17 protein-coding genes and 1 riboswitch are annotated in these 23572 nt (G+C 51.9%); of the genes, 7 read left to right on the forward strand and 10 right to left on the reverse strand.

Going from position 1 to position 23572, the window contains the following annotated elements; genetic code table 11:
• The 3 genes from metH to CFLAV_RS29640 form a co-directional block, all read left to right on the forward strand.
• Window positions 1-3515: methionine synthase (gene metH / locus CFLAV_RS29630; protein ID WP_007418618.1), on the forward strand; the 3515-nt coding region annotated here is incomplete at its 5' end.
• A gap of 17 nt (window positions 3516-3532) precedes the next feature.
• Window positions 3533-4165 (forward strand): hypothetical protein, encoded by a 633-nt coding sequence (locus CFLAV_RS29635; RefSeq protein ID WP_007418619.1) that lies wholly within the window; start codon window positions 3533-3535, stop codon window positions 4163-4165.
• A gap of 93 nt (window positions 4166-4258) precedes the next feature.
• Window positions 4259-4738: a DUF421 domain-containing protein gene (locus CFLAV_RS29640; protein ID WP_007418620.1), complete on the forward strand. Its 480-nt coding sequence runs from the start codon at window positions 4259-4261 to the stop codon at window positions 4736-4738.
• 92 nt (window positions 4739-4830) lie between these two features.
• Here CFLAV_RS29640 and CFLAV_RS29645 read toward each other — a convergent pair whose 3' ends face one another.
• The 3 genes from CFLAV_RS29645 to CFLAV_RS29655 form a co-directional block, all read right to left on the reverse strand.
• A complete protein-coding gene (locus CFLAV_RS29645; protein ID WP_007418621.1) occupies window positions 4831-5457 on the reverse strand; it encodes an alpha/beta hydrolase in 627 nt (208 codons plus the stop codon).
• Window positions 5458-5526: 69 nt separating this feature from the next.
• Window positions 5527-7341 carry a cytochrome b N-terminal domain-containing protein gene (locus CFLAV_RS29650; RefSeq protein WP_007418622.1) on the reverse strand — a complete coding sequence of 605 codons (1815 nt, stop codon included), beginning with the start codon at window positions 7339-7341 and terminating at the stop codon, window positions 5527-5529.
• Window positions 7338-7898 carry a Rieske (2Fe-2S) protein gene (locus tag CFLAV_RS29655; protein ID WP_007418623.1) on the reverse strand — a complete coding sequence of 187 codons (561 nt, stop codon included), beginning with the start codon at window positions 7896-7898 and terminating at the stop codon, window positions 7338-7340. The genes CFLAV_RS29650 and CFLAV_RS29655 overlap by 4 nt, the downstream gene beginning before the upstream one ends.
• 242 nt (window positions 7899-8140) lie before the next feature.
• On the opposite strand from CFLAV_RS29655, the gene CFLAV_RS29660 reads away from it, so the two are divergent.
• The 3 genes from CFLAV_RS29660 (at window position 8141) to CFLAV_RS29670 (ending at window position 12316) form a co-directional block, all read left to right on the forward strand.
• Entirely contained in the window at window positions 8141-9373 is a 1233-nt protein-coding gene (locus tag CFLAV_RS29660) for an acyltransferase family protein (RefSeq protein WP_007418624.1), read from the forward strand.
• Window positions 9374-9524: 151 nt separating this feature from the next.
• Entirely contained in the window at window positions 9525-10970 is a 1446-nt protein-coding gene (locus CFLAV_RS29665) for a hypothetical protein (protein WP_007418625.1), read from the forward strand.
• Window positions 10971-11128: 158 nt separating this feature from the next.
• The gene (locus tag CFLAV_RS29670) at window positions 11129-12316 is read left to right on the forward strand and encodes a CvpA family protein (RefSeq protein ID WP_160164686.1); all 1188 of its coding nucleotides are present in this window, start codon (window positions 11129-11131) and stop codon (window positions 12314-12316) included.
• A 228-nt stretch (window positions 12317-12544) separates the two neighbouring features.
• Here the strand turns inward: CFLAV_RS29670 and CFLAV_RS29675 are convergent, their stop codons facing one another.
• The 6 genes from CFLAV_RS29675 to CFLAV_RS29700 form a co-directional block, all read right to left on the reverse strand.
• Entirely contained in the window at window positions 12545-13024 is a 480-nt protein-coding gene (locus CFLAV_RS29675) for a hypothetical protein (protein ID WP_007418627.1), read from the reverse strand.
• A gap of 2 nt (window positions 13025-13026) precedes the next feature.
• The gene (locus CFLAV_RS29680; RefSeq protein ID WP_007418628.1) at window positions 13027-13677 is read right to left on the reverse strand and encodes a sigma-70 family RNA polymerase sigma factor; all 651 of its coding nucleotides are present in this window, start codon (window positions 13675-13677) and stop codon (window positions 13027-13029) included.
• A gap of 16 nt (window positions 13678-13693) precedes the next feature.
• Window positions 13694-14746: a polyprenyl synthetase family protein gene (locus CFLAV_RS29685; RefSeq protein WP_007418629.1), complete on the reverse strand. Its 1053-nt coding sequence runs from the start codon at window positions 14744-14746 to the stop codon at window positions 13694-13696.
• A 93-nt stretch (window positions 14747-14839) separates the two neighbouring features.
• Window positions 14840-15241: a peptide-methionine (R)-S-oxide reductase MsrB gene (gene msrB / locus CFLAV_RS29690; protein ID WP_040550779.1), complete on the reverse strand. Its 402-nt coding sequence runs from the start codon at window positions 15239-15241 to the stop codon at window positions 14840-14842.
• A gap of 166 nt (window positions 15242-15407) precedes the next feature.
• Window positions 15408-16574, reverse strand: coding sequence for a PAS domain-containing sensor histidine kinase (locus CFLAV_RS33430; protein ID WP_160164687.1), 1167 nt, complete (start codon window positions 16572-16574; stop codon window positions 15408-15410).
• A 192-nt stretch (window positions 16575-16766) separates the two neighbouring features.
• The gene (locus tag CFLAV_RS29700; RefSeq protein ID WP_083809210.1) at window positions 16767-18239 is read right to left on the reverse strand and encodes an SPFH domain-containing protein; all 1473 of its coding nucleotides are present in this window, start codon (window positions 18237-18239) and stop codon (window positions 16767-16769) included.
• 107 nt (window positions 18240-18346) lie between these two features.
• A riboswitch (cyclic di-AMP (ydaO/yuaA leader) is annotated at window positions 18347-18509 on the reverse strand.
• 182 nt (window positions 18510-18691) lie between these two features.
• Between CFLAV_RS29700 and CFLAV_RS29705 the strand changes: the two genes are divergently transcribed.
• A complete protein-coding gene (locus CFLAV_RS29705) occupies window positions 18692-21259 on the forward strand; it encodes a DEAD/DEAH box helicase (protein WP_007418633.1) in 2568 nt (855 codons plus the stop codon).
• Between the two features lie 318 nt (window positions 21260-21577).
• Here the strand turns inward: CFLAV_RS29705 and pnp are convergent.
• Window positions 21578-23572, reverse strand: a 1995-nt coding sequence (pnp, locus tag CFLAV_RS29715) for a polyribonucleotide nucleotidyltransferase (RefSeq protein WP_007418635.1), incomplete at its 5' end; no start/stop codon positions are given.

Genomic DNA, 23572 nt, shown 5'->3' on the forward strand with positions numbered 1-23572 from the left:
ATTCGCAGGCAATTTCGCTGGCAGATTATAAGATGGAGGATCTGGCATACGAGTTGTCCAAGGCAGGAGCGGCATGTGCGCGGCGTGCGGCGGAGGAAGTGATGGCGGCACAACCGGGACGCGTTTGCTTTGTGGCCGGCGCGATGGGACCGACAACGAGGACATCGTCCATTTCGACGGATGTAAATAATCCGGCCGCGCGTGGGACTACTTACGATGAGCTGGTGCAGGCTTATTATGATCAGGCAAAAGGCTTAATTGATGGTGGGGCAGATATTTTGTTGGTAGAAACGATTTTTGACACGCTGAATTCCAAGGCGGCATTCTTTGCGATTGAAAGATTATATGACGACCTGGGTTATCGACTGCCGATCATGGCGTCGGTGACTTTCATCCAGGCGGGCAGCAATCGCGGTGTCACCGGCCAGACGGTGGAAGCATTTTGGAATTCGATTTCACACGTGCCGCTCGTGAGCGTGGGAATGAACTGCGCGCTCGGACCAAAGGAGATGAGGGCGCTGATCGAGGAATTGTCGAACATCGCGCCGATTTATATGAGCGCGTATCCGAATGCCGGGTTGCCCAATCCCCTGCTCCCCACTGGATTTCCAGAAACGCCCGAATCATTGGCACCGCAATTGAAGGAATGGGCCTCAAACGGCTGGTTAAATGTGGTCGGTGGCTGCTGCGGCACAACCCCGCCGCACATCAAGATGATCGCGGAAGCAGTGCGCGGGTTAAAACCACGTGTGGTGCCGACGGTGGAACCTTATTTGCGTTTGAGCGGCCTTGAGGCTTTGACCGTGCGGCCGGAAACAAACTTTGTGAACGTGGGCGAGCGGACGAATGTAACCGGGTCGCCCAAGTTTTCAAAATTGATCCTTGAAGGAAAATACGAGGAAGCATTGAGCGTAGCCAAGCAGCAGGTGGTGAACGGCGCGCAAGTCATCGATGTGAACATGGACGAAGGCATGCTCGATGGCGCGAAAGCCATGACGCATTTTCTGAATTTGATTGCGTCCGAACCGGACATTGCACGCGTGCCGATCATGGTGGACAGCTCCAAATGGTCGGTCATCGAGGCGGGCTTGAAGTGCATCCAAGGCAAGGGTGTCGTGAACTCCATCAGCCTGAAGGAAGGCGAAGAGAAGTTTAAGGAACACGCCAAACTGGTGCGTCGTTACGGCGCCGCGGTAGTGGTAATGGCTTTTGACGAAAAGGGCCAGGCCGACAATTTCGCTCGCAAGATTGAAGTCTGCAAACGGAGTTATGACATCCTGACGAAGGAAGTCGGGTTCCCGCCGCAGGACATTATTTTTGACCCAAACATCCTGACCGTGGCGACGGGCATGGATGAGCACAATAATTATGCGGTCGATTTCATCGAGGCGACCCGCTGGATCAAACAGAACCTGCCTCACGCGAAGGTGAGCGGTGGCATCAGCAATATTTCATTCTCGTTCCGCGGCAACAATACGGTCCGCGAAGCGATGCACTCGGCATTTTTGTATCACGCGATCAAGGCGGGGTTGGACATGGGCATCGTGAACGCCGGGATGCTGGAAGTTTATGAAGAGATTCCGAAGGACCTGCTCGAACTCGTGGAAGATGTCCTGTTGAACCGGAAGCCGGATGCGACGGAACGGTTGATTAAGTTCGCTGAATCCGTGAAGCAAAAAGGTAAGACGGAAGTGGTTGCGGATGAGTGGCGCAAGGGAACGGTGGAAGAACGACTCAGCCATGCCTTGGTGAAGGGCATTGTTGATTTCATCGACCAGGACACCGAGGAAGCGCGACAGAAATATGGCAAGCCGCTATTGATCATCGAGGGACCGTTGATGAGCGGCATGAATGTCGTCGGCGATTTATTCGGGTCAGGCAAGATGTTCCTGCCGCAGGTGGTGAAGAGCGCGCGCGTGATGAAAAAGGCCGTGGCATATTTGCTGCCTTACATGGAAGAGGAGAAAAAGAAGACTGGCATTACCCGGGCCAACGGCAAAATCCTGATGGCAACCGTGAAGGGCGACGTCCACGACATCGGCAAAAACATTGTCGGTGTGGTGCTCGGTTGCAATAGCTACGAGGTGATCGACCTCGGTGTGATGGTGTCGTCGGAGAAAATTTTGGCGGCGGCGAAGGAGCACAACGTCGATGTCATCGGCTTGAGCGGATTGATCACACCATCACTGGACGAAATGGCGCACGTGGCGAAGGAGATGAAACGGCAAGGCTTCACCCTGCCCCTCCTGATTGGCGGGGCCACGACGAGTCGTGCTCATACCTCGGTAAAAATTGCACCGGGCTATAACGAAGCTGTGGTGCATGTGCTTGATGCATCACGCGCCGTGGGTGTGGTGGGACAATTGCTCAACCCGGAGCTCAAGACCGCGTTCGTGCAGAAGAATCGCGAGGAGCAGGAACGGTTGCGCCAGCAGCACGCGGCACAGAAGGACGCGAAGCCGTTGTTGAAGATCGAGGAAGCGCGCAAGCGAAAGACGCCCATTGATTGGAAAGAGAGCGACATTGCCAAACCCTCCTTCACTGGTCCGAAGGTGCTGGAGAATGCTCCGCTCGACGAACTGATTCCCTTCATTGATTGGTCGCCGTTCTTTCATACCTGGGAATTGCGCGGGCGCTATCCGGCGATTTTGGATGAGCCCAAGGCGAAGGAATTGTTTGATGACGCACAAGCCTTGTTGAAGCGGATAGTGGACGAGAAACTCTTCACAGCGCGCGCGGTTTATGGTTTCTTCCCAGCGAACAGTGTGGGCGATGATATTGAGCTCTACACCGATGATTCGCGCACGAAGGTGTTGACAACTTTCCATACGTTGCGTCAGCAGATGGACAAGCCCGCTGATCAATTTAATCATGCCCTGGCTGATTACGTTGCGCCGAAGGCGAGCGGATTGAAGGATTACCTGGGCGCATTTGCTGTCACGAGCGGTCATGGCGTGGATGAACTGGCGAAGCATTTTGAGAAGGACCACGACGATTACAATTCCATCATGGCGAAGGCCCTGGCGGATCGTTTGGCGGAAGCGTTTGCCGAATATCTCCACAAGAAGGCGCGTGAAGAATGGGGCTTTGGCAAGACGGAGAACCTGAGCAATGAGGATTTGATTCGCGAGAAGTATCGCGGAATTCGTCCGGCGGCTGGTTATCCGGCGTCTCCTGACCACACCGAAAAGCAGATTCTTTGGAAGCTGCTCGATGCGGAAAGGAAAGCGGGCATAAAGCTTACCGAGAGTTGTGCAATGTGGCCAGCGAGTTCAGTGAGCGGGCTTTATTTTGCGCATCCAGAATCAAAATATTTCGGCGTGGGAAAAATTGGCCGGGACCAGGTTCTCGATTATCATTTGCGCAAGCAGATGGATTTGGGCAGTGTCGAGCGTTGGTTGGGACCTTATTTGGATTATGATCCGGATAATGTGAAACCGGAGGCGAACGGTGCACCATCAACAAACAATATCGCGATTGTCTGCGGTTGCGGTGTCCCACATCCGGTGAATTGAAATTAAGAAATGAATTTATGATGCAAACGTTTTGGCTGACAGTCTTGATGGGAAGCATGGTTGTGGTCGGGGTTCAAGCCGATAATGCACCTGCGTTGGCGGCAGCTTCTGACAAACCAAATTCTGCCTCCTCAAGCAACGACTCGAATGAGACCTTGCGGAAGGGTTTCCCAATCAAAGGCGCTGGAACATTGCAGTTGAGCTATCCAAAATCGTGGAGCGACTCAATGCGAGAGGTCAGGCAGTCAAACAGGCCGGTCACGATGATAAAACTGAGCCCCGGAAATGAGCAGGACTTTGCAGTCATGTTGGAAGTGGCGCAAGTGGGCGAGGACAAAACCAGGAACCTGGATGTAAAAGCCTTTCTAACGCAGGTGGGCAAAATGGAATTGCCGCATGCCGTGGAGAAATCAATCGATATCCAGGAGTTAAATGGCCCTGAAGTAAACGGCGCGTATTTCACTGTCACGGATAAAAAGTTCACGGCAGGAATGCCCCAACCGGGAGAATATAAATATCTAACGCAGGGCTACGCTAAGTTGAAGGGCCTGGTCATCACGTTCCGGGTGGTTTCAAACAGACCAGAGGGCGCAGGTAAGGCCACAGCTTTGGATATGGTGCGGAGTGCGCGTCTGCTTACAGATTTGTAGTCATTCCCGGCCACATGTTCCCTGACCGTGCCAGACTTACAAATACCGGGGATTTTGCTCGTCAGAACCGGGACTTTATAACAGGTTTAAACGATGTGGCACCTTTCCGTATCCTGGTGGGAACTTATTTTGCGTGGAGGGATTGTCTACGTATTCCTTCTCGTGTTGCTGCGGGTTACTGGGAAGCGGCAGGTTGGGCAACTTTCGCCATTTGACCTGATCTTGCTGCTGGTGTTGAGCAACGCGGTTCAGAACGCAATGAATGGAGGGGATAATTCCTTGCTGGCAGGGATTATTTCAGCAGTGACACTGGTCGGCCTCAACTACGTCGTAGGGCTTGCCACCTACAAGAGCAAGCGCCTTGAAGCACTGATCGAGGGGCGTCCGGAAGTGCTGATCCACAATGGAATTCTTTTCACCGAGGTGTTGAAGCGCCAGCGATTAACACATCATGAACTGAATGCTGCGTTACGCGGAGCCGGTTGCGCCTGCATCGAAGAGGTGCATTTTGCCATCCTGGAGAACGATGGCCAAATTACGGTCCAGCCGAAGAACAGGTCTAAGGAGGTCTGAGCATCCCGGCGGCCACCACCAGGATCAAGCTTCTGTTACCTGTCCGCTATTTCAACTGCTCCATTTGTTCTGCTATTTCCACGCTGTCCCGGTTAAGTTTTCGGATACCCGGCCACAATAAATTTTCGGATCAGTTCCAACTCATCCTCGCCTGCGATTGTGTGCGCCTTTGCGAACTCGTGCCATTCAACATTTAACCCCGCCGCTTTCAAGCCCATCATTTGCCCTTTCACCATGTCGAAGGGAAGAATTGGATCCTTGTAACCATGCGTGATCAGGAATCTCTGTTGCTTCGCCATTGGCGAAAGCTCCTTCATCAACTGCTCTGGCTCATGCACATAACCACTGATTCCCACCAGACCCGCAAAACGATGTGGGTAATGGCAGCCCACTTCGATAGTCATTAAACAGCCTTGCGAAAAGCCACTAAGAATTGTTTGCTCCGTGGGAAATCCTTTGGCCCGCTGCTCGTCGAGCAAATCAGAAACCACCTTTGTGCTTCGCTTTATGCCGATGGCAGCTTCACCTGCAAAATCATACCAGGAATAGCCTCCATAATATGGGTCAGGAGCGTTGAGCAGCAGGTAGTTCATCCATGGCAAATCCAACGCTTGCGGCAACCAGTGGAATCCCGCACTGCTGTCCCCCAGTCCGTGCATCATCACCATCAAGCGCTTTGAACCCGCCTGTTTCGCCGGAAAAAACTCAGTTTCGAGCATGTCTTAATGTGGAAGAACCACGGCGGATTTCAAATCTCATTTCTCAAATCTTCAAGTTTCGCTTATCCACTATCGCTTTGCCGCTTCGATTGGCTCATACCAATCCCCGCGCAGCCAGTCCGAAATCATCCCAATCTGTTGCTCATTCAAAATCTGCTTCTCACCAAACGCGGGCATCCGGTCATTTCGGTCTCCATAGAAGCTCGGATGTCCAGGGTTGCTAATGAATTTCACCAACCACTCCTTTGAGGCGTAGCCCGTCAGGTCGGGCGCTGTCGCATCTTCATCCTTGCTGTGGAACTGATGACAGTCTGTGCAGGCCATCGCAGTTTTAATCAACGTCCGCCCTTCTGCAATGTTGGCAGCATCGTGTTCATCAATGGCTTTCTGCGCTTTTAATCCAGCATCGGCTGATACCGCCGCAATTACTTTCCTTAATTGCTCTTTCTCCTCTGGCGAATAACCCGCTACTTTCTTCTTCACGAACTTGACCATCTTCCCTTCTTTGAATTTCGTACCGCCAAAATAATTGGTCGAATCCACCCTGGCCGGATCGAGCAATCCGCCGAGCCATTCGCGTGAGCCAAACCCCTTCAAATCCGAAGCGGACTGCGCATCCTTCACCTGATTACCCATGCCATCGCCGCCATCATACCGATGGCAACTCGAGCAATTTTTTGCAAACAACTTTGGCCCTTGCGTCAACGGATCATTCCGCAACAACGTTACTGCACCCGTCGGTGGAATACCCATGGACGAGCGTGCCAATTCCTTTACCCGCTCAGCATCCCGGTCGGCCTGTTTGACCGCCAGTTTGTAAGTATCATTGTGCTTGTCTTCCGCCATTGCCATATAGGTTAGGAGCCCCGCGCCTGCCAGCACTGCAAACAGAAAACCGACATTAAACCGATGGCCCAGCTTCCACCTGCCAATGAATGGCATGAGGAAAATCACCAACATTGCCAGGCTGGGAATTATAATCGCACCAATGATCTCCGTTTGACCCGGAAAGAATTTCAGGAATTGAAACAAAAATAGAAAATACCAATCCGGTCTCGCTGCCGAGTAAGGCTCGGAGGGATCCGCCGGTGCTCCCAACTCCGCCCCCACCGGACCATGCGTTCCAAACATGTTGTATCTTAGAATGAGAAATAACACAGTAGCCATGACTGCCAGGCACGCCACTGCATCCTTCAAAACCTGGTCCGGCCAGAATGCCGTGTCAGACGCCTTATGGGGCTCCTTTGACTTGATGCCGTGTTTGCGGAACAGGTAGATGTGCCCCGCCAGGAGTATGATCAACGATGCCGGCAATACTCCTGCATGCAGCGCAAAAAATCTGGTCAGAGTAAGATGTCCGTAATCCGCTCCTCCCAGCACGAGCCGCTGCAAGTCATGTCCCACGAACGGCACAATGGAAAGAATGTTTGTTGCCACTTTCGTCGCCCAAAAACCCTTCTGATCCCAGGGCAACAAATATCCAGTGAGAGACAATCCAAGCACCAATTGCATCAGCAGAATCCCGAACCAAAAGTTTACCTCCCGCGGTGCCTTGTAAGCACCATCAATAACCACCTGCATCAGATGCAACAGCAGCAGAACGGTCATGCATTGCGCCGTATAATGATGTATCCCCCGCAATAACCAACCGCCCGTTGTCTCGTTCTGTATGAAATTCACGCTCTCCCATGCGGTTTGAGCACTCGGAGCATATCCCATCCAGAGGAAGATGCCTGTGATGAACTGCACTGCGATCGCGAATGTGAGCGTACTTCCCCAAACGTAACGCCAACGCGATCCGCCCGGGACATTTTCGTAAAGCGCTTCGTGCGTCAATTTTTTGACGCCGGTCCGTGAATCCACCCAATCAATCAGCACTTTCATGATACAGCGACCTTTTGCGGAATACCGGCTTCAAAGTTTTGAAATGCCACCAGCACCTTGCCGTCCTTCACTTCAACCTTAAGCTGGTCCAAGCCACGCGATGCCGGACTGCCGGGATTCGCAATTTTCCCATCCACCTTGAAAGTGCTGTTATGACACGGGCACAAATAATTTCCCTTGTCTGAGATAAAATCCACAAAACAACCGGCGTGTGGACAGACCACATTCAACGCCTCAATCTTATCATCTGCCGTCCGCCTCAAATAAACTGCTCCGATCGGTACGTTCTGATATTTGTTCCAAGCATCCGTCTTGTTCGCCAACACCGGGAACTTACGCGGCACACCGTCCGCGGGCAATGCATCCAACGTTGTTACCGGGATCAGCGGCACCTCCGCACTTGCTCCAGCCTCACCTTTCCTGCTCAGTGGAGCAAAAAACGCCTTCACCCCTGCAAGCAACGGTACGATGCCCACCGCTCCGCCAATCACTATGGCGAGCGCTTCCTTGAAAAAATTACGCCGATCCGGTTGTGATGCTTTTTTTTGAGACTGCATAGTTGTTTGTGAAACTGACTGCAAATTCTGTAGTTATATTCAGAAAATCCCCTGCTAAACGCAATGCGTAAAAGTGTTTTTACCCTCTGCATCAGCAATCGTCTCTGCTAGTGTGACAACCAGCCGTCGTTTTTATTCCAGGCCTGCCTTCCACTCCATGCCACGATGTCCTCGCGCATCTAATAAGATGGACTGAAAAGCAAAATCGTAATTAAATGCCCGGGTCTCAAATCCCTGTTCCTATGAGCGACATTTTAAGCCCTCCACTACAGTCAAAGCCACAGGTCACAAGTCCCTCGACGACCAAGCGCCTGCTTTCACTCGATGCTTTGCGCGGATTCGATATGTTCTGGATCGTTGGGGGTGAGGAACTCGTCCACGCTCTTTACAATGCCTGGCCCAACGGCCCCTTGGGAATTATCAATAGCCAAATGGATCATAAGGTCTGGCAAGGCGTCGCTTTTTACGACCTTATCTTCCCGCTGTTCGTTTTCATTGTCGGCGTGTCCCTCGTATTTTCGCTTACGAAAGCAATCGAGGTTAACGGCAAAGCTGCTGCACTTAAACGCGTTTTCTTCCGCAGTCTCCTTCTTTACGTTTTCGGCCTGCTTATCTACGGCGGCATCTCGAAGGGAATTGATGGCATTCGTTGGATGGGCGTACTGCAACGCATCGCGATTTGCTACTTTTCCACCAGCCTCGTGTTTTGCTTCTTCAAGCTGCGTGGAATGATTGTCGCCGCTGCTGCCTTGCTCCTCACGTATTGGGCATTGATGACATTCGTCCCATTTCCCGATGTGAGACCTGCGTCAGCAAGCCCTCAGGAAATTACGAAGCACAACGGCTTCACAAATGTCGCCCAACTCAATTTGTCCAGCACGACCATGCTCCACGGCCAATTCATTCCAGGAGTCAATCTGGCCAATTACGTCGACCAAAAATATCTTCCGGGCTATAAATGGGATGGCACCTACGATCCCGAAGGTCTGCTGAGCACCCTGCCCGCGATTGTCACCTGTTTGCTCGGCGTCTTCGCCGGTCTTTTGCTAAGAAATCCCAATGTGCCAGACCAAAAGAAAGTCCTTCTGCTGGCCGGTGCTGGCATTGCCGGAGTGGCTCTCGGTTTTCTTTGGGGGCTTGAATTCCCGGTCATAAAGAAACTTTGGACCTCATCTTACGTGCTTGTGGCAGGAGGTTATGCCTGCATCTTCCTCGCTGCATTTTATCAGGTGATTGAAATCTGGCAGTGGCGGAGGTGGTGCACACCTTTCGTCTGGATCGGAATGAATCCCATATCGATCTACCTGGCCTTTCATTTCGTCTCCTTTGAAAAGCTTGCAAACCTCCTGGTCGGCGGCCCGGTCGCAGCCGCTTTTGGTTCCTTTGGTCCTGTAGTCGTTACCTTGACCATTGTACTCTTGATGTTCGCTTTCGTTCGATTTCTCTATAATCGCAAGATTTTCCTCCGTCTCTGATTTGAACAAACATTCAAAATCGGTTGTAAATTTGGTCCTTGGGCTGTTACTTGCGGCAATACTTTTTTGCCTGCCGTTCCGTGCCTGCGCAGCGGGCGTGACTATTATCACGCATGGAGCGAATTCAGATGTAAACGGATGGATAACATCCATGGCCGGAAGGTTCCCGCTTTATCCCAATTTCAAAGGCACGAACTTTAGCACGTATGTGATGCGATTCATCACCAACGCTCAACACACCGTAGTCCTGTCTCAAAGCAGGCTTGCGGGCGTCGCTGTTACCAACTCTGATCGCGGCGAAGTGTTTATCCTGCTGGATTGGTCCCAATTCTCCAGCGGCACTTCATCAAATACGACCCAAATTGCGAACGCCGTGGTTCCTGCCCTGCTGCAAACCAATTTCTTTCCGGAGCTTGGCGGTCATTCGGTCGTTGAATTCCCCATTCATCTAATCGGGCATAGCCGTGGCGGTTCAGTAATCTCTGAGATCTCCCGTTTGTTGGGCGCTCAGGGCATTTGGGTGGATCAACAAACCACATTGGATCCCCATCCTTTAAATAACGACGGGTTCGCCGAACCCATTCTCTCCGCCGTGGATGCTTCCGTGAAAGCCTATGCCAATGTGCTTTACGCTGATAATTATTATCAAACGATTTCCTCCCTTGTCCGTGGCGAGTCCATAACCGGAGCCTACAATCGCAAGTTGACCAACCTCTCTGGAGGCTATGGCAACACTGGCACCCTGGCGCCTGAACACTCCAACGTCCACCTGTGGTATCACGGAACAGTTGAAACCAACACCCCTTCATCCGACACCGAAGCCTCCATCACTTCAACAGAACGCAACTCGTGGTGGACCGCCAATGAAAGTCACGGTGCCGCCGGGGGTTTCCTTTATTCGCTTATCGGAGGTGGCAACAGGCTTGGAACCAATGAACCCGCCGGGTCAGGCCTTGGCCAAATCCGTAGCGGATTCAATTCTGCATTGAACATCGGTTCCGGGCTCGGGGCACGAACCGCCTTGCCTTCAAACAATGGTTTTTGGCCAAATGCCCTGAAATTCAATCTTCTCACAAATGCTCCATTCCGTCCGGGCGACACCGTCCCGTTCAGATTCTACTATCAATGCGGCGTTTCTTCCAGTGCTGATGTAAGGGTTTACGTCGATGTCGATTCAAACCCTTACAACATCAATCAAAAGCAGATTGTTCAATTCCAGGTTGCCGGAACTGGAATAAGCAGTATTTCGTTTACCAATATTTCTACCATTCTCAATGGAGCTTCCATCAACCCGGGAACCTATGCTGTTTATGCGCGGATATCAGACGGCTCACGCACGCGCTATCTTTATGCCCCGGAACCGCTCATCGTCCTGCCCAGCCTTCAACCTCCAACTCTGATTAGTGTTAGAGGAAATCCATTTCAGTTGAACATTGTCGGCTTTCCTGGACAGCAATTAATCATTCAGACCTCAACCAATTTCGCAGATTGGATTCCACTCAAAACCAACACTCTCGCAGCCACTAACACATTGTTTATCGATGCTTCTTCGCCTATCTTCTCCCGAAGATTCTACCGGGCCCGGCTGGTTCCCTAATTTGTCCTGAGAACCCGGGTATGGGTCGGAGACGCGATCATTCTGCTTCGCCTGGTTCCAATGTGTAATACTCTTCAGCAGATTTTGCGTGATTTCTTTTATAACCTTCTTAGATTAGTAGGATGTTAATCTGGATTCTTGCTCTTGTCTTTCTTGGTATGGCTGGGTACGCAGGCTACGCCTTGGGCGCGATCCGCGCTGCTGCCACTTTAGTAGGGTTATTGATAAGTACCGTGCTCGCCTTTCCTTTGGGGAAACTGCTTCATGGTCTGCTTGCTACTTGTGGTATAAAAAATCCTTTTTTTATCTACTTGCTCGCACCAGTCATCGTTTTTCTCATCCTGCTAACGGTATTTAAAGCCATCGGCTTCTCGGTGCATCATAAAGTCGATCATTATTACAAACACAAGGCTGGCGACCTGCGCATGGGACTTTTTGAACGCTTAAACCATCGCGTCGGTGCGTGCATCGGTGTTGTCAATGCAGCCATTTACCTGATTTTACTGTGTCTCCCCATTTACGTTTTCAGCTACGCCACAGTCCAGGTCGCGGATGATAATGCTTCCTGGTCCATGAAAATGCTCAATACCCTTGGCCACCATGTTAGAGCTTCAGGAATGGCCAAGATTGATGCAGCCATCGACCCCTTGCCTGAAACTTACTATCAAACCTCGGACCTTATGGGTTTGGTCTATCACAACGATTTGCTGGAGAGTCGCCTCTCCCGTTATCCCGCCTTTTTGATGCTTGGCGAAAAAGCCGAATTCCAGGACATCGGCAATGACAAGGAATTCACTGAACTGCGCTTGAAGCAACCCTCCATCTCGGAAATTGTGAATCACCCCAAGGCTCAAGCCATCCTGGGGAATCCCGACATGCTTAAAGAAATCTGGGGCATACTTGTCCCCAACATTACCGATTTGGATAATTTCCTAAAAACCGGCCAATCTGCAAAATATGGTGATCAGAAGCTGCTTGGTCGTTGGGATTTCAATCTGAACGGCGCTCTCGCCCTGATGAAGCAAAGCAATCCAAATTATGGTTCGACCGAAATGCAGAAGCGCCGCAGAGTGCTCTTTTTAACCATGGCCAAGACCGTGCTCATCGCTGCGCCCGACAAACAAGTCATCGTTAAGGATGTCGGTGAACTTCACGCCAATACTAATCCCAAATTGGCCCCTACTGTGAGTATGCAGAAACTTGAGGGACAGTGGGAAGGCGATGGCAGCAAGTACACCATCACTATTTCCAGCCCCAAGAAACAAACTTTTACAGCTGAAATCCAAGGTGAGCGCATGACCGTCACTGGCGGGGATTTGCTGATGTCCTTTGAGCACGAAATGTAATCATAATCGGCAGAACGTCACTGCAATTTCTCACGGCGGCCCTATGGCCGCCTTCTTTTTGCAGTTGGAAGAGTATTGTATTCGAGGGAAGTGAACGTTCGTGATTGGGCAATAAGCCGAACACGAGCACTTTCGGAGCTGTTGGAGCCGATGAATTAATCCCGACTGCCATGCAGAACCGGGATGCATCAGCGGCATTAACTGCGGTCAGACCTGCAGCAAATCTAATTATTGGGCAGTGGTAAAGTTTACCGGCTGCACAACCACACCCAGGGAATTGCCTGGAGTTGGAGCGTTAAAGAAACCGTCGCTATTAATTGACAACCCCGAATGCGAACTGACCGGTAAACTGCGTTCCAGCATCGGGTTGGAAGTCGGTTGAGCAAACGCCAGATTGCCTTCAGTGGTGGCCGCAATCGCATCACCACCAACTCCATCTGACCACTGGGTAAAAACAATTCCACCTAACAACAAACTGCATACAGAAACTCCAAAAACACCAGCTGCTACGGGGCTGGTATCCAACACGCCAAATATCCTCTTAAACCAGGATACTTCCGCAGTGGCAGATATGGATGATGATTCCTGTTCCAATCGTCGTAAAACCTGGGCGGAGAAGTCCTTGAAATAGCGTGGCGGTGGCTGCTCATACCTCTTTAGCTTCAACAACTTGCGTAACTGTTCAAACTCTTCCGGGGACGTGTTCATAATCACTTTAGGTAATCTGACAGATATGCTTGTAGTTGCTGGCGGGCATAAAACAATCGTGATCGGACAGTACCGATGTTGCAATCCATGATCTTAGCAATTTCTTCATGTGACAACCCCTGCACATCGTGCAGTGTGACGACTAATCTATGATGCTCTGACAGCTTCAATAGGGCGGCGTTCAATTTTTCTTGCAGCTCACTTAATCCAATATCCCGACGTGGAGTTTTATCGGAAATAAGTGCCACGAGATCAGGATCATGCTCTGCATTAAAATCCAAATCGTTCAGGCTCATTTGCGCACGATTCTTCCTCTGTTTCAAGAAATTAATCGTCTTATTGACGGCAATACGATAAATCCAGGTATAAAAACTTGAACCACCTTTGAAAGATTTTAGCGCTTGAAAAGCTTTGATGAACGACTCCTGCGCCAAATCGTTTGCATCCTCGTGGTTGGACGTCATATGGTAAACGGTGGCATAAATCCGTTCCTGATAGCGCCGCACCAAATCGTCGTACGCAGCCATATCCCCATTGCGAGCACGCTCAACCAACTGCATTTCGTCAGTCAATGGTGCTTTCTCGGACGAGGAGCCTGATGATTCGCTTGGCTGCGAATCTCCAGGTGCCTTGCCAGAAGCCGGATCAATCATACTTTGGAGACTAGCTCTAGGCACAAACTCCCAGTTTTTCCGTCTGCCGGGCGAGAAACTCTGTCAGGCCGATCAAACCAGCCTGATTTGCAGATTCAGGCAACACCTTCAGTGTCTGGCGTGACTTTTCGAGATATTGGTTAATTATTTCAACCGATTTCGCAAATGTTTTGTACTTGCGGAGCAATTCAATAACCGGCGCGAAATGGCCTGGCTCCCACTTTAAAATATTTCCCTGCAAGGTTGCTTTTTCCTCGACGGTCGCCTGTTCCCACGCCAGTAAAATCGGCAATGTCAGTTTTCCCTTCGCGAGGTCCGTACCGAGGGACTTCCCAGCCGCAGCTTCTGAACCAAACAGGTCCAGACAATCGTCATAGAGTTGATAGGCTGTTCCTAATGCCATCCCGAACTGACGCAAACCGTTTCGTTGAACTGCCGGGGCTCCGGTTAAGCAGGCTCCCAAATCGCAAGACAATGCAAACAACTCTGCCGTCTTCATTTCCAAAACTTTGAAATATTCCGGCTGGGAAAACTGAAAATTTCTCCGCTGTTGAGTTTGTAAAATTTCTCCCGAACAAACCGTGTTGGTTGCCATCGCTACCGCACGACATATCTCCGGTGTGGGAAAGCTGGCTGCCAGTTTTAAGGCATGTGCGAAAAGGCAGTCACCAAAAAGTACTGCTATTTCATTTCCCCAATTCGCCGCCAAAGTTAATCGGCCACGGCGAATCTCGGCTTCGTCCATTACATCGTCATGCACCAGTGTTGCCAAATGCACCATTTCAATGATTACGGCGATGGTTACGTGAGAGTCATTAAGTGTTCCACTCGCGTTCGCACTAAGCGCCACCAAGGCAGGACGCAGCTGCTTCCCTTGGCCGGTCAATGCGTACTCGGCATAAGGTACAATTGCAGGGTCGAATTCCCTGACCTGCTTTTCCAAACGCTGGGCTACAGCCTCCAGAAAGGGTTCCACCGGTTCCGCTATATGTTTCCATGTAGCATGGGTTTCTTTCTGCGATGCACCGGTGACGGGAACAACAACCGCTCTAGTATCGGCAGCAAACATGCTGTGCCAATCTAAGGTTGCGACTACCCCAAGTCAACCTGTTAAGATACAGGTGGAAGGCCATCTGCTGCGGTTACTTACTCTTTCCCGGCTTTACTTACTTTCTGGAACAAACTTCAAAGCCGCCGAGTTCAGACAATATCTCAGACCCGTCGGCTTGGGGCCATCGTCAAAAACGTGTCCCAAATGAGCCTCGCAACGAGGACATAATACTTCGGTTCGCTTCATGAAGAAGGTGTTATCTGACCTGGTTTCCACACTTTCAGCACTCAGCGGTGCCCAGAAACTCGGCCAACCTGTTCCAGAATCAAACTTGGCATCGGAACTGAACAAGTCCAGTCCGCAGCAGACACATTTATAAATCCCTTTTTCATGATTGTTCGCGTACTCACCTGTAAAGGCCCGCTCGGTTCCTTTTTTGCGGGTTACCTTGAATTGTTCCGGCGTGAGTTGCTTCTGCCATTCAGCATCCGTCTTAATGATTTTTTCAGTTATCATGGTTTTGGACATCGAATTTGTTTTGGTATTCTGAGTGCCACCCTGAGCATGAATCAGGCCCCAGCCCAAAAATAGCAACACCGTCATGAGTGTTAAAATGACATACTTTTGTTTCACCATCGGAATCAACATAACATACCCGCGAGATCTGTGCGGTGCGCGTTTACTCCTCCTCCTGCTTCTCACAATTATCTGTCGGGAGCTCAATCCAAAAACGGCTTCCCTGACCGGGTATCGATTCAACCCCTACCCGGCCTCCCATTCTCTCAATTCCCTTTTTCACCAGGGCGAGTCCAATGCCCGTTCCTTCGTAAGTATCCTTGTCGTGTAATCTTTCGAATATCCCAAAAATGCGCTCTCGATATTGTAGCTCAATCCCGATCCCATTATCCTCCACCCACAACCGCATAACTCCTGGATAACGTTCCTCCGCCCACACCTGCACCTTGGGTGTTTCGCCGGGAGAAGTAAATTTCATCGCGTTAGTCAGAAGATTCATCAGTGCGTTATCCAGAGTTTCCAGGTCCGAGACAACGGAAGGCAACGGCCTGCGCACATGAACGATTGCGTGGCACCGGGTTATTTCATTCTCCATTCTGACCAGCAAACTCTCAATCAGCTTTCCCAAATGTACTTTCTGCGGCTTAAACTCGGCTCTCGCCAATCGCGTGTAAGCCAATAGATCCAACATGAGGTGCCCCATGCGCTGGGAGGATAGCTGAATCTTCCGAACACAATCCCGCGCTCCTTCGCTGAGTTCATTACCGTGATCCTCAGCTAAAATGTGGGCAAATCCCGCCATCGTCCGCAAAGGTCCCCGCAAATCGTGTGCGAGTGAATAGCTGAAATCTTCCAATTGTTTGTTGGATTCCTCAAGCGCAGCCGTTCGCGCAGCCACTCGCTGTTCGAGTTCCTTGTTGATAATCCTAAAGGCTTCTTCCGCCCTCTTGCTTCGATCTACCAGCCAGCTTACAAGTAAAGCCACGCTCGTAAATACACCTAAACGCTCGGCTCCATGCACTTTAACCGCCAACGAGAAATGCGGGTTATTGAAAAGCAACAGGTTAATCAAATCGGTTGAGACCACGACTACCGCACCTGCCCGGAAGCCGCCGTACCAGGCGCTCAACATTGCTGCCAAAATGTAGAGGGCGATCGAAGACTCACTTAGAAAGTTGCGCAAGACCAAATCGATTGCCAAGGCCGCCATGGTGGTCAGCAACGCGAGGCCGAACCGTTTCCACGGAGGACGAGATTTCCGCGGCCAAACCGTCTCAATGGTTTGCGGCGGTCGAGACTCCAATCCACCATTTCTACTTTCCGACTTCATTCGGCCTGGAAACTCTCGGGGTTCAATGCCCATTTAACTTAGAAACAAGCGAACGCTTTTCACATTAACAACCGTTTATTTTGCCCTGAGATGGACAATTTCGCAACCCGTTCCCCAACCTAAAAAGCAAGCCGGCTGGCTCCGTAGCCAACCGGCTCCCTCTCACACCCCTTGATTCGTCCATCCGGCGTCCTAGTGTGTTGAGGCATTCCCGCCAGGTGCAGGCAGCTGCAGCATCAAGTTGGGACCACCCGTCCCGGTTCCCATCCAGTAGGTGGGGTATTTTCCGTCCCACTTTTCCACTCTCGCTTTCTCCACCTCCAAGGCTTTGAATTGATAAAGCAGCGGGTTCTGCTGGGCTTCACTCAAAGCCTTGCTCACTTCCCGGATCGCCTGGGCTTCAGCGGAGGCAGCGGTGCGTTTTGCATCCGCCAACCCTGAGGCCTCACGTCTCGCTTTTTCGGCGAGACCGTTTGCTTCCAATTCGATGCGCTCATTTTCCTTTTGTTGCGCCTCATATTTTGCCAGGGAAACCGTTTTCAACTGTTGTGCGATAAATGTTTGGTCTATCGCGCGCTGAATCTCAGGATTCTCATAGGTCATTCCGCCAAACATTCCGACGGTTGTCACCGTGACGCCACGGGTCGAAAAGAAGGTGGTTACATCCTTTTTCACGGCATCAGCAATCTCCTGTTTTCGCGATCTTAACTGATCGAGTGGATATCTCGCTGCTACTTCAGCCGCTATTTGTTGGATGCGACCACGCACTTCATGGTCCATAACATCCGCCAGGGAACCGCTCGGGTACCAATACAGAAACTTTGCGGCGTCATCCTCGGATATAAACGCCGTGCAGTTAAAGCCCATGCTAAAACCAACACTATCCGAACTTTCAATCCAGACGGCCTTGTCATTCGTGCTTCGGGTGCGTGCTTGTCCCCCGACCGGAGAACCGGAATCCGAGGACCACTCGCGCGTTACCGGCGAACGATTTACCTTCACCAGGCGCACGGTTGGAATCCACCTGCCATCATTGCCCATCCGGCCCTCCTGCGACCAGCGATGGATTATCTGCACTCGCTTCGCCGCCACCTTCCGTTGTTTCAAATAATCCTCGGATTGAAAACGCGACTGTTGTGTCGAATCTCCTTCCAGAGGAATCAGGAAGCCAGTTTCAGAAGTGTCAATTTCCACATATTCCGGCCGGTCAAATGGCTTCATACACCCTGTCAAAGTCAATAGAATCAACACGCAAGTGACCGGCGTCGTTGCTTTGGTACAAACCCTGCCTAACTTCATAAAGCAGGCTTGGAGATAAACACCAAAGCATCCCAACGTTACCAGGAGTGTCGCAATTTCCGCCGCGACTTGAACGGCGTCTTTTGCTGCGTCGAACGTCCTTACATTCCGCGCGTTGACATCTCCTCCATTCAGTTGCTGGACTGCCAGATGCGCAGCCATGGACGGTTGATTTGCGGTCAGCCACCACATTTCAGAACCCCAAATCACACTCATTAGCAATGTAAAAAGGGCAATTCGTCGGACAAGATTTTTCCGCAGGAACACCATCCCCAGAACCGTGAGAACCAACACAGCCAGTGCCAATCCGGCCATCGAAACAACCGACGCATTATTGATCGCGCCAATCATAACCCAGCAGGTCATAACCAACTCCGATAGGGTTGCACTGCTGCCACGGTTATTTGCCGTGCATCAATGCAACGCATTTTTTATGTGGGGTGAACGTGGGGACCGCAAACGCGGCCCTAGAGGATCGCCCTTCCAATTGCCGACGAGGTTAGCTGACGGGCTTGGTCCTGGAAGTGACCTTGGCCACGGTTGCCCGCGACCTTACGCCCCGTCCCGGTTTTCCGGGAATCTGGTTCCCCCGCATTGGCTCTCAGGAAGGAGCGCCAATTTAGGCTGCTGCTACTTCAGTTGATGACGTATTCGCACCAACGGAGAAAAATGTCAACACTGATTGGGACTACAATTCCCCCCATAATTTGTAACGTCCTTTGGCATGCGAACTCTGCCTGCCGCAATCCATTGTTCCTCGCAGACATCCAAACATTTTATCCATTTCGGATTTTGATTTTTTCGACTATGTTTTGCGCGTGTCATCGTTTGCAGAACAACTTGCCAATCTTCCCGTCCTGAATCAGGTCACTGTTCCAGACATCTGGCAGCAGCAGGCCGTAGCTGCTCTGCGTGAGGGCAAGGATGTTGTCGTGCAAGCTCCCACTGGCTCCGGCAAGACGCTCATTTTCGAACTTTGGTCCAATGCGGGCAAAAACCGTGGTCAGGCAATTTACACCGTTCCAACCCGCGCATTGGCAAACGACAAACTCGCTGAATGGCGGGCTCGAGGTTGGGATGTCGGCATCGCGACTGGCGACCTCGCAGAAAACCTGAATGCTCCGATTCTTGTGGCGACTCTGGAAACGCAAAAGAACCGTCTCATTCAGGGTGATGGTCCCAGCCTGCTGGTCGTGGACGAGTATCAAATGATCGGCGACCCTGATCGTGGACTGAACTACGAACTCGCCCTGGCTCTCGCTCCACCGCAAACCCAACTCCTACTGCTCAGCGGCAGTGTGGCCAATCCGCAGGACCTCGTTAAATGGCTCTCAAGGCTTGGTCGTCAGGCTGTTCTGATTCGTCACGACCACCGCCCGGTGCCACTGGAGGAAGTTCACGCCAACAACCTTAGCTTTCATGTCCCCAGTGAAATCCGCGGTTATTGGCCGCGTCTGGTCGCTAAATGCCTTGCCGAGGACCTTGGTCCAATCCTCATTTTCGCACCTCGACGTCAGGCAGCGGAATCCATGGCCGCCGAGTTGGCCCGGTATATCCCGACTCCCAATCCGCTTCAACTTGGTAGTGAACAAAAACTTCTGGTTGGAGATCATCTGGCCAAGATGCTCAAGACCCGCATTGCCTACCATCACAGCGGTTTAAGTTATGGCGCACGTGCAGGGGTGATCGAACCGCTTGCGAAAGCGGGCCAGCTAAGGGTTGTGGTCGCCACCATGGGCCTGGCTGCGGGAATAAATTTTTCGTTGCGCAGCGTCGCACTCGCTGGAGCCTCATATCGCCGTGATTATCAGGAGCAACCATTGCGTTCTGATGAGATTCTCCAAATGTTCGGCCGTGCGGGACGCCGCGGTCTGGACGAAACCGGTTTTGTCCTCATCACGGCTAATGAACTCCGCCTTCTTGATGCCCATTCCGCTCATTTGTCTCGCAGCGGCGCGGTTGATTGGAGCGCTTTGCTCGGCATCATGACTGCCGCGGCAAATCATAAACGCGATCCTTTCCTGGAAGCTGTCCAAGTGCAGGAGCGCCTTTTCACCAGCAAACCAGTTTTTCTTGGAGTCGAAGAATCACTGAAACATCCCGTTGTTCCTTGCGGATTAAAAACGGACGCCGAACGGGCTCGGCATGTTCGCCAACATGTCAGGGAAATGCTCAATAGCCGCGGTCAGTGGGAACGCTTCCCAACTCCGGTCGAAAAGCCACTACGAGAGATCTTCATCATGCCCACAATTGTGGAGGCGACCACCACTCCTGTCCCCACATTGGAAGCTCAGGCGGAAGCTGTTGGGTTTGCGGAGGACGAGGGGCTCAGAATCGCCTCCGCTGAATTGCGCTCTGCCTTGACTGAACCGGACGCGCTCGAAAAAGTGGGCACCGGCAATTTATCCGTTTTGTCAGAAGAAGGTGGAGTCAAAACTTACGGGCGCTCCATGACTGTTGCCGATCGCTTGGGCGAAGACCGGGTCATCATTGCAAAGTGGGTCCGCCGCTTGACCAACTGGAATGGACGGCAGGCACCTTTCCCGGTCTGGACCGAAAAGATTGCCCCATTGGTAGAGCAAAAGCTCGCTCTGCAGAGGACGCCGGTGGTTCGGTTCACGAATAACGGGCAGCGCATTCTCGCTCACGTGAGCATTGCCGACCTTTCCATGCGTGTGCCGGTGGATGCCCATGGTGTCGCGCTCTACAAACCAATGACTCGCGAAGTGCTGCACGAGGATTGTGCACGGTGCGTGCTCGTTCCGGTTTGCCGTGAATTACCAACCAGCACCGGCACAGCATTGCTCTGGCGTCGCCTCGGTCTGGTTGATGCTGCCGGTGTCCCCACCCAACGCGGGCAGGTAGTCAGCTTCTTCTCCCAGGGCGATGGTCTTGCCATTGCCGCCGGACTGCAGGATACCTCGTACCCATTGGAAGAAATGATTTATGATCTGGCCAATCTGGATGCTGGATTCCGTTTTTGTGGCGAAGAAAATCGTTGGGGTGGTCGTCTCGCAATCGCCTGCCATCAGATCTTTGGCTCACAATCCATTCCCGGATATTTGGAGAATGGGGTGCCGGTAAAGTATGGTGCCGGTGCGGAACAAGTTGTTGCGGCCGCCCATAAAAATCCCCTCACCAAGCACAATTACGTCACCGATCTGGTCGGAACTGGCGATATCGACAGGATCATCATTGAGTGGCGCAGCACACTCCGACAAGTCTCCCACGCCCCAGATCTGGACTGGCCTCGTTGGCGAGAACTCCAGGCGCTCGCCAAATCCATTCTGAAAGAAACTGAATCCCCGACATTGACCGAACTTCCCCCTTTGGAATACCACCAGACCAAACGTGTGGACCATCGGCTCATCCTGCGAAGGCATTAAGCTATATCGAATGCCGAAAGAAATTTCCGGATGGCAGGAGGGATTTTGGTTTGAGGCAAGGCGGAGGCCGCAGGCGCTATCCTTAGATAGCGACCAGGCCGACAACGCCGCCTCAAATCAAAAGCACCCTGTACCCAAACGACTAACGAAGTTCCCCCTCCCCAAGGCCATAACTTTTTCAGTCTCCACGTTCATCAGGCTTATCGCCTCCTTTCATCCGGTTCTTTTCCCCCATTCCGGAAATTAATTTTGGCATTCGGTATATAGCAAAAAGGCGAGCCAATGATGGCTCGCCTTGCGTATTAAATCCTGCTTCGTTTAGCGGCGGCCTCCGCCACGGCGTTCACCGCCACCGCCACCGCCACCACGTCGGTCATCACGACGACCTTCCTCACGAGGCTCTTGATCACGGCCCTCTTCACGATGGCCTTCCTCGCGGTGACCTTCACCTGCTGGCTGGCTTGCACCTGCTTCAGCACCGGCTCCGCCCATTTCCTGGTCGCGTTCTGCCATCGCCGCTCTGCGGGACAGTTTTACACGGCCCTTTTCATCCACGCCGAGGCACTTGACCCAGATTTCATCGCCAATCTTGACGATGTCTTCAGTCTGCTTCACTCGGAAGTTGGCGAGTTCACTAATGTGCACCAAGCCGTCCTTACCGGGCAGGAATTCCACGAAGGCACCGAATTCTTTTACGGTGACAACCTTGCCGCGATAGATTTTGCCGATTTCGGCTTCGGCAGTCATGCCGACGATGGCATCACGGGCAATCTTCATTCCCTCTGAAGAAACAGAGTAAATGTTAACCGTTCCGTCGTCTTCGATGTTGATCTCGCAACCCGATTCTTCGACGAGGCGCTTGATGTTCTTGCCGCCAGGTCCGATCAACGCACCGATCTTCTCAGGGTTAATCCTGACCGTTTCGATACGAGGAGCGTACTTGCTCATTTCTGTGCGTGGAGCAGCCAGAGTTTTGGCCATTTCACCAAGAATGAACAAGCGGGCCACACGGGCTTTCTCCAAGGTTTCCGCCATCATGTCGTGGGGAATGCCACGCAACTTCAAGTCCAGTTGGAAACCAGTAATTCCTTTTTCCGTGCCGGCAATTTTGCAATCCATGTCACCAAAGCCGTCTTCCGCGCCGATAATATCGCTCAGAAGTTTATAGGCAGAGATTTTGTCAACTGCATCATGTTCGGTGCACATACCGATACTAATGCCAGCGACTGGACGAATCATTGGAACACCAGCATCCATCAACGCCAGGGTGCCACCGCATACGGAAGCCATGGAGGTTGAACCATTGGATTCCATAATCTCGCTCGTCACGCGGATCGCATAGGGATATTTGTCGAGCGGAATCATCGGCTCGATCGAACGCTCGGCCAGAGCGCCGTGACCAATTTCGCGGCGACCAGGTCCGCTGATACGGCCCGTTTCACCCACGGAATAGTTCGGGAAGTTATAGTGCAGGATGAACTTCTTTTCATTGCTCCCGCCGGTGTAGGAATCAAATTCCTGTGCGTCTTCGCCGGTTCCCAACGTGGCCAGCGCCACCGTCTGGGTTTCGCCACGGCTGAACAAAGCCGAACCGTGTGCGCGCGGCAAAATGCCTGCTTCACTGTGAATCGCACGAATGCCATCCAGCGGACGACCATCCATGCGCTTGCCTTCCTTCATGATCAAGCCACGCACAGCTTCCTTTTGGATGTAGTAGGAGGCATCTTTGAGCACAAATTCAGTCACCTTTTCCGCACCGAACTTCTCGACGAGCTTTTTACCCACTTCTTCGAAAATGGCGTTCACGGCGGCTTCACGGGCGAGCTTGGATGGCGTCAACAAAGCTGGCACAATACGATCTCCAGCGAGAGCTTTGGCTTCCTTGAGGATTTCCTCCGGGACGATGTTCAGCTTGACCTCACGCTTTTTCTTGCCGGCCTTGGCTGCCAATTCCTTTTGTGCAGCGATCAGTGGCTTGCAGCAATCCTGACCAAACTTCAAAGCGGCTTTGAAATCCTCTTCTGAGATTTCCTCCCCGGCGCCTTCGAACATCACAATGTCGTTCTCATTGCCGACATAGATTAGATCAAGGTCGCTTTCCGCCATTTCAGCATGGGTCGGGATGGCAATAAATTTGCCGTTCACCCGCGCGATGCGCAACGCTCCCAAAGGACCAGCCCAGGGAATATCGCTCACCATCAACGATGCTGAAGCACCAATGATGCTAAGAATATCAGGATCATTCTCTCCATCGGCGCTCAACACGACGGTTTGAACCTGCACTTCGTTATACCAACCCTTCGGAAAGAGCGG

The sequence above is a fragment of the Pedosphaera parvula Ellin514 genome (assembly GCF_000172555.1).
In the GTDB taxonomy this organism is placed as follows: Bacteria; Verrucomicrobiota; Verrucomicrobiia; order Limisphaerales; family Pedosphaeraceae; genus Pedosphaera.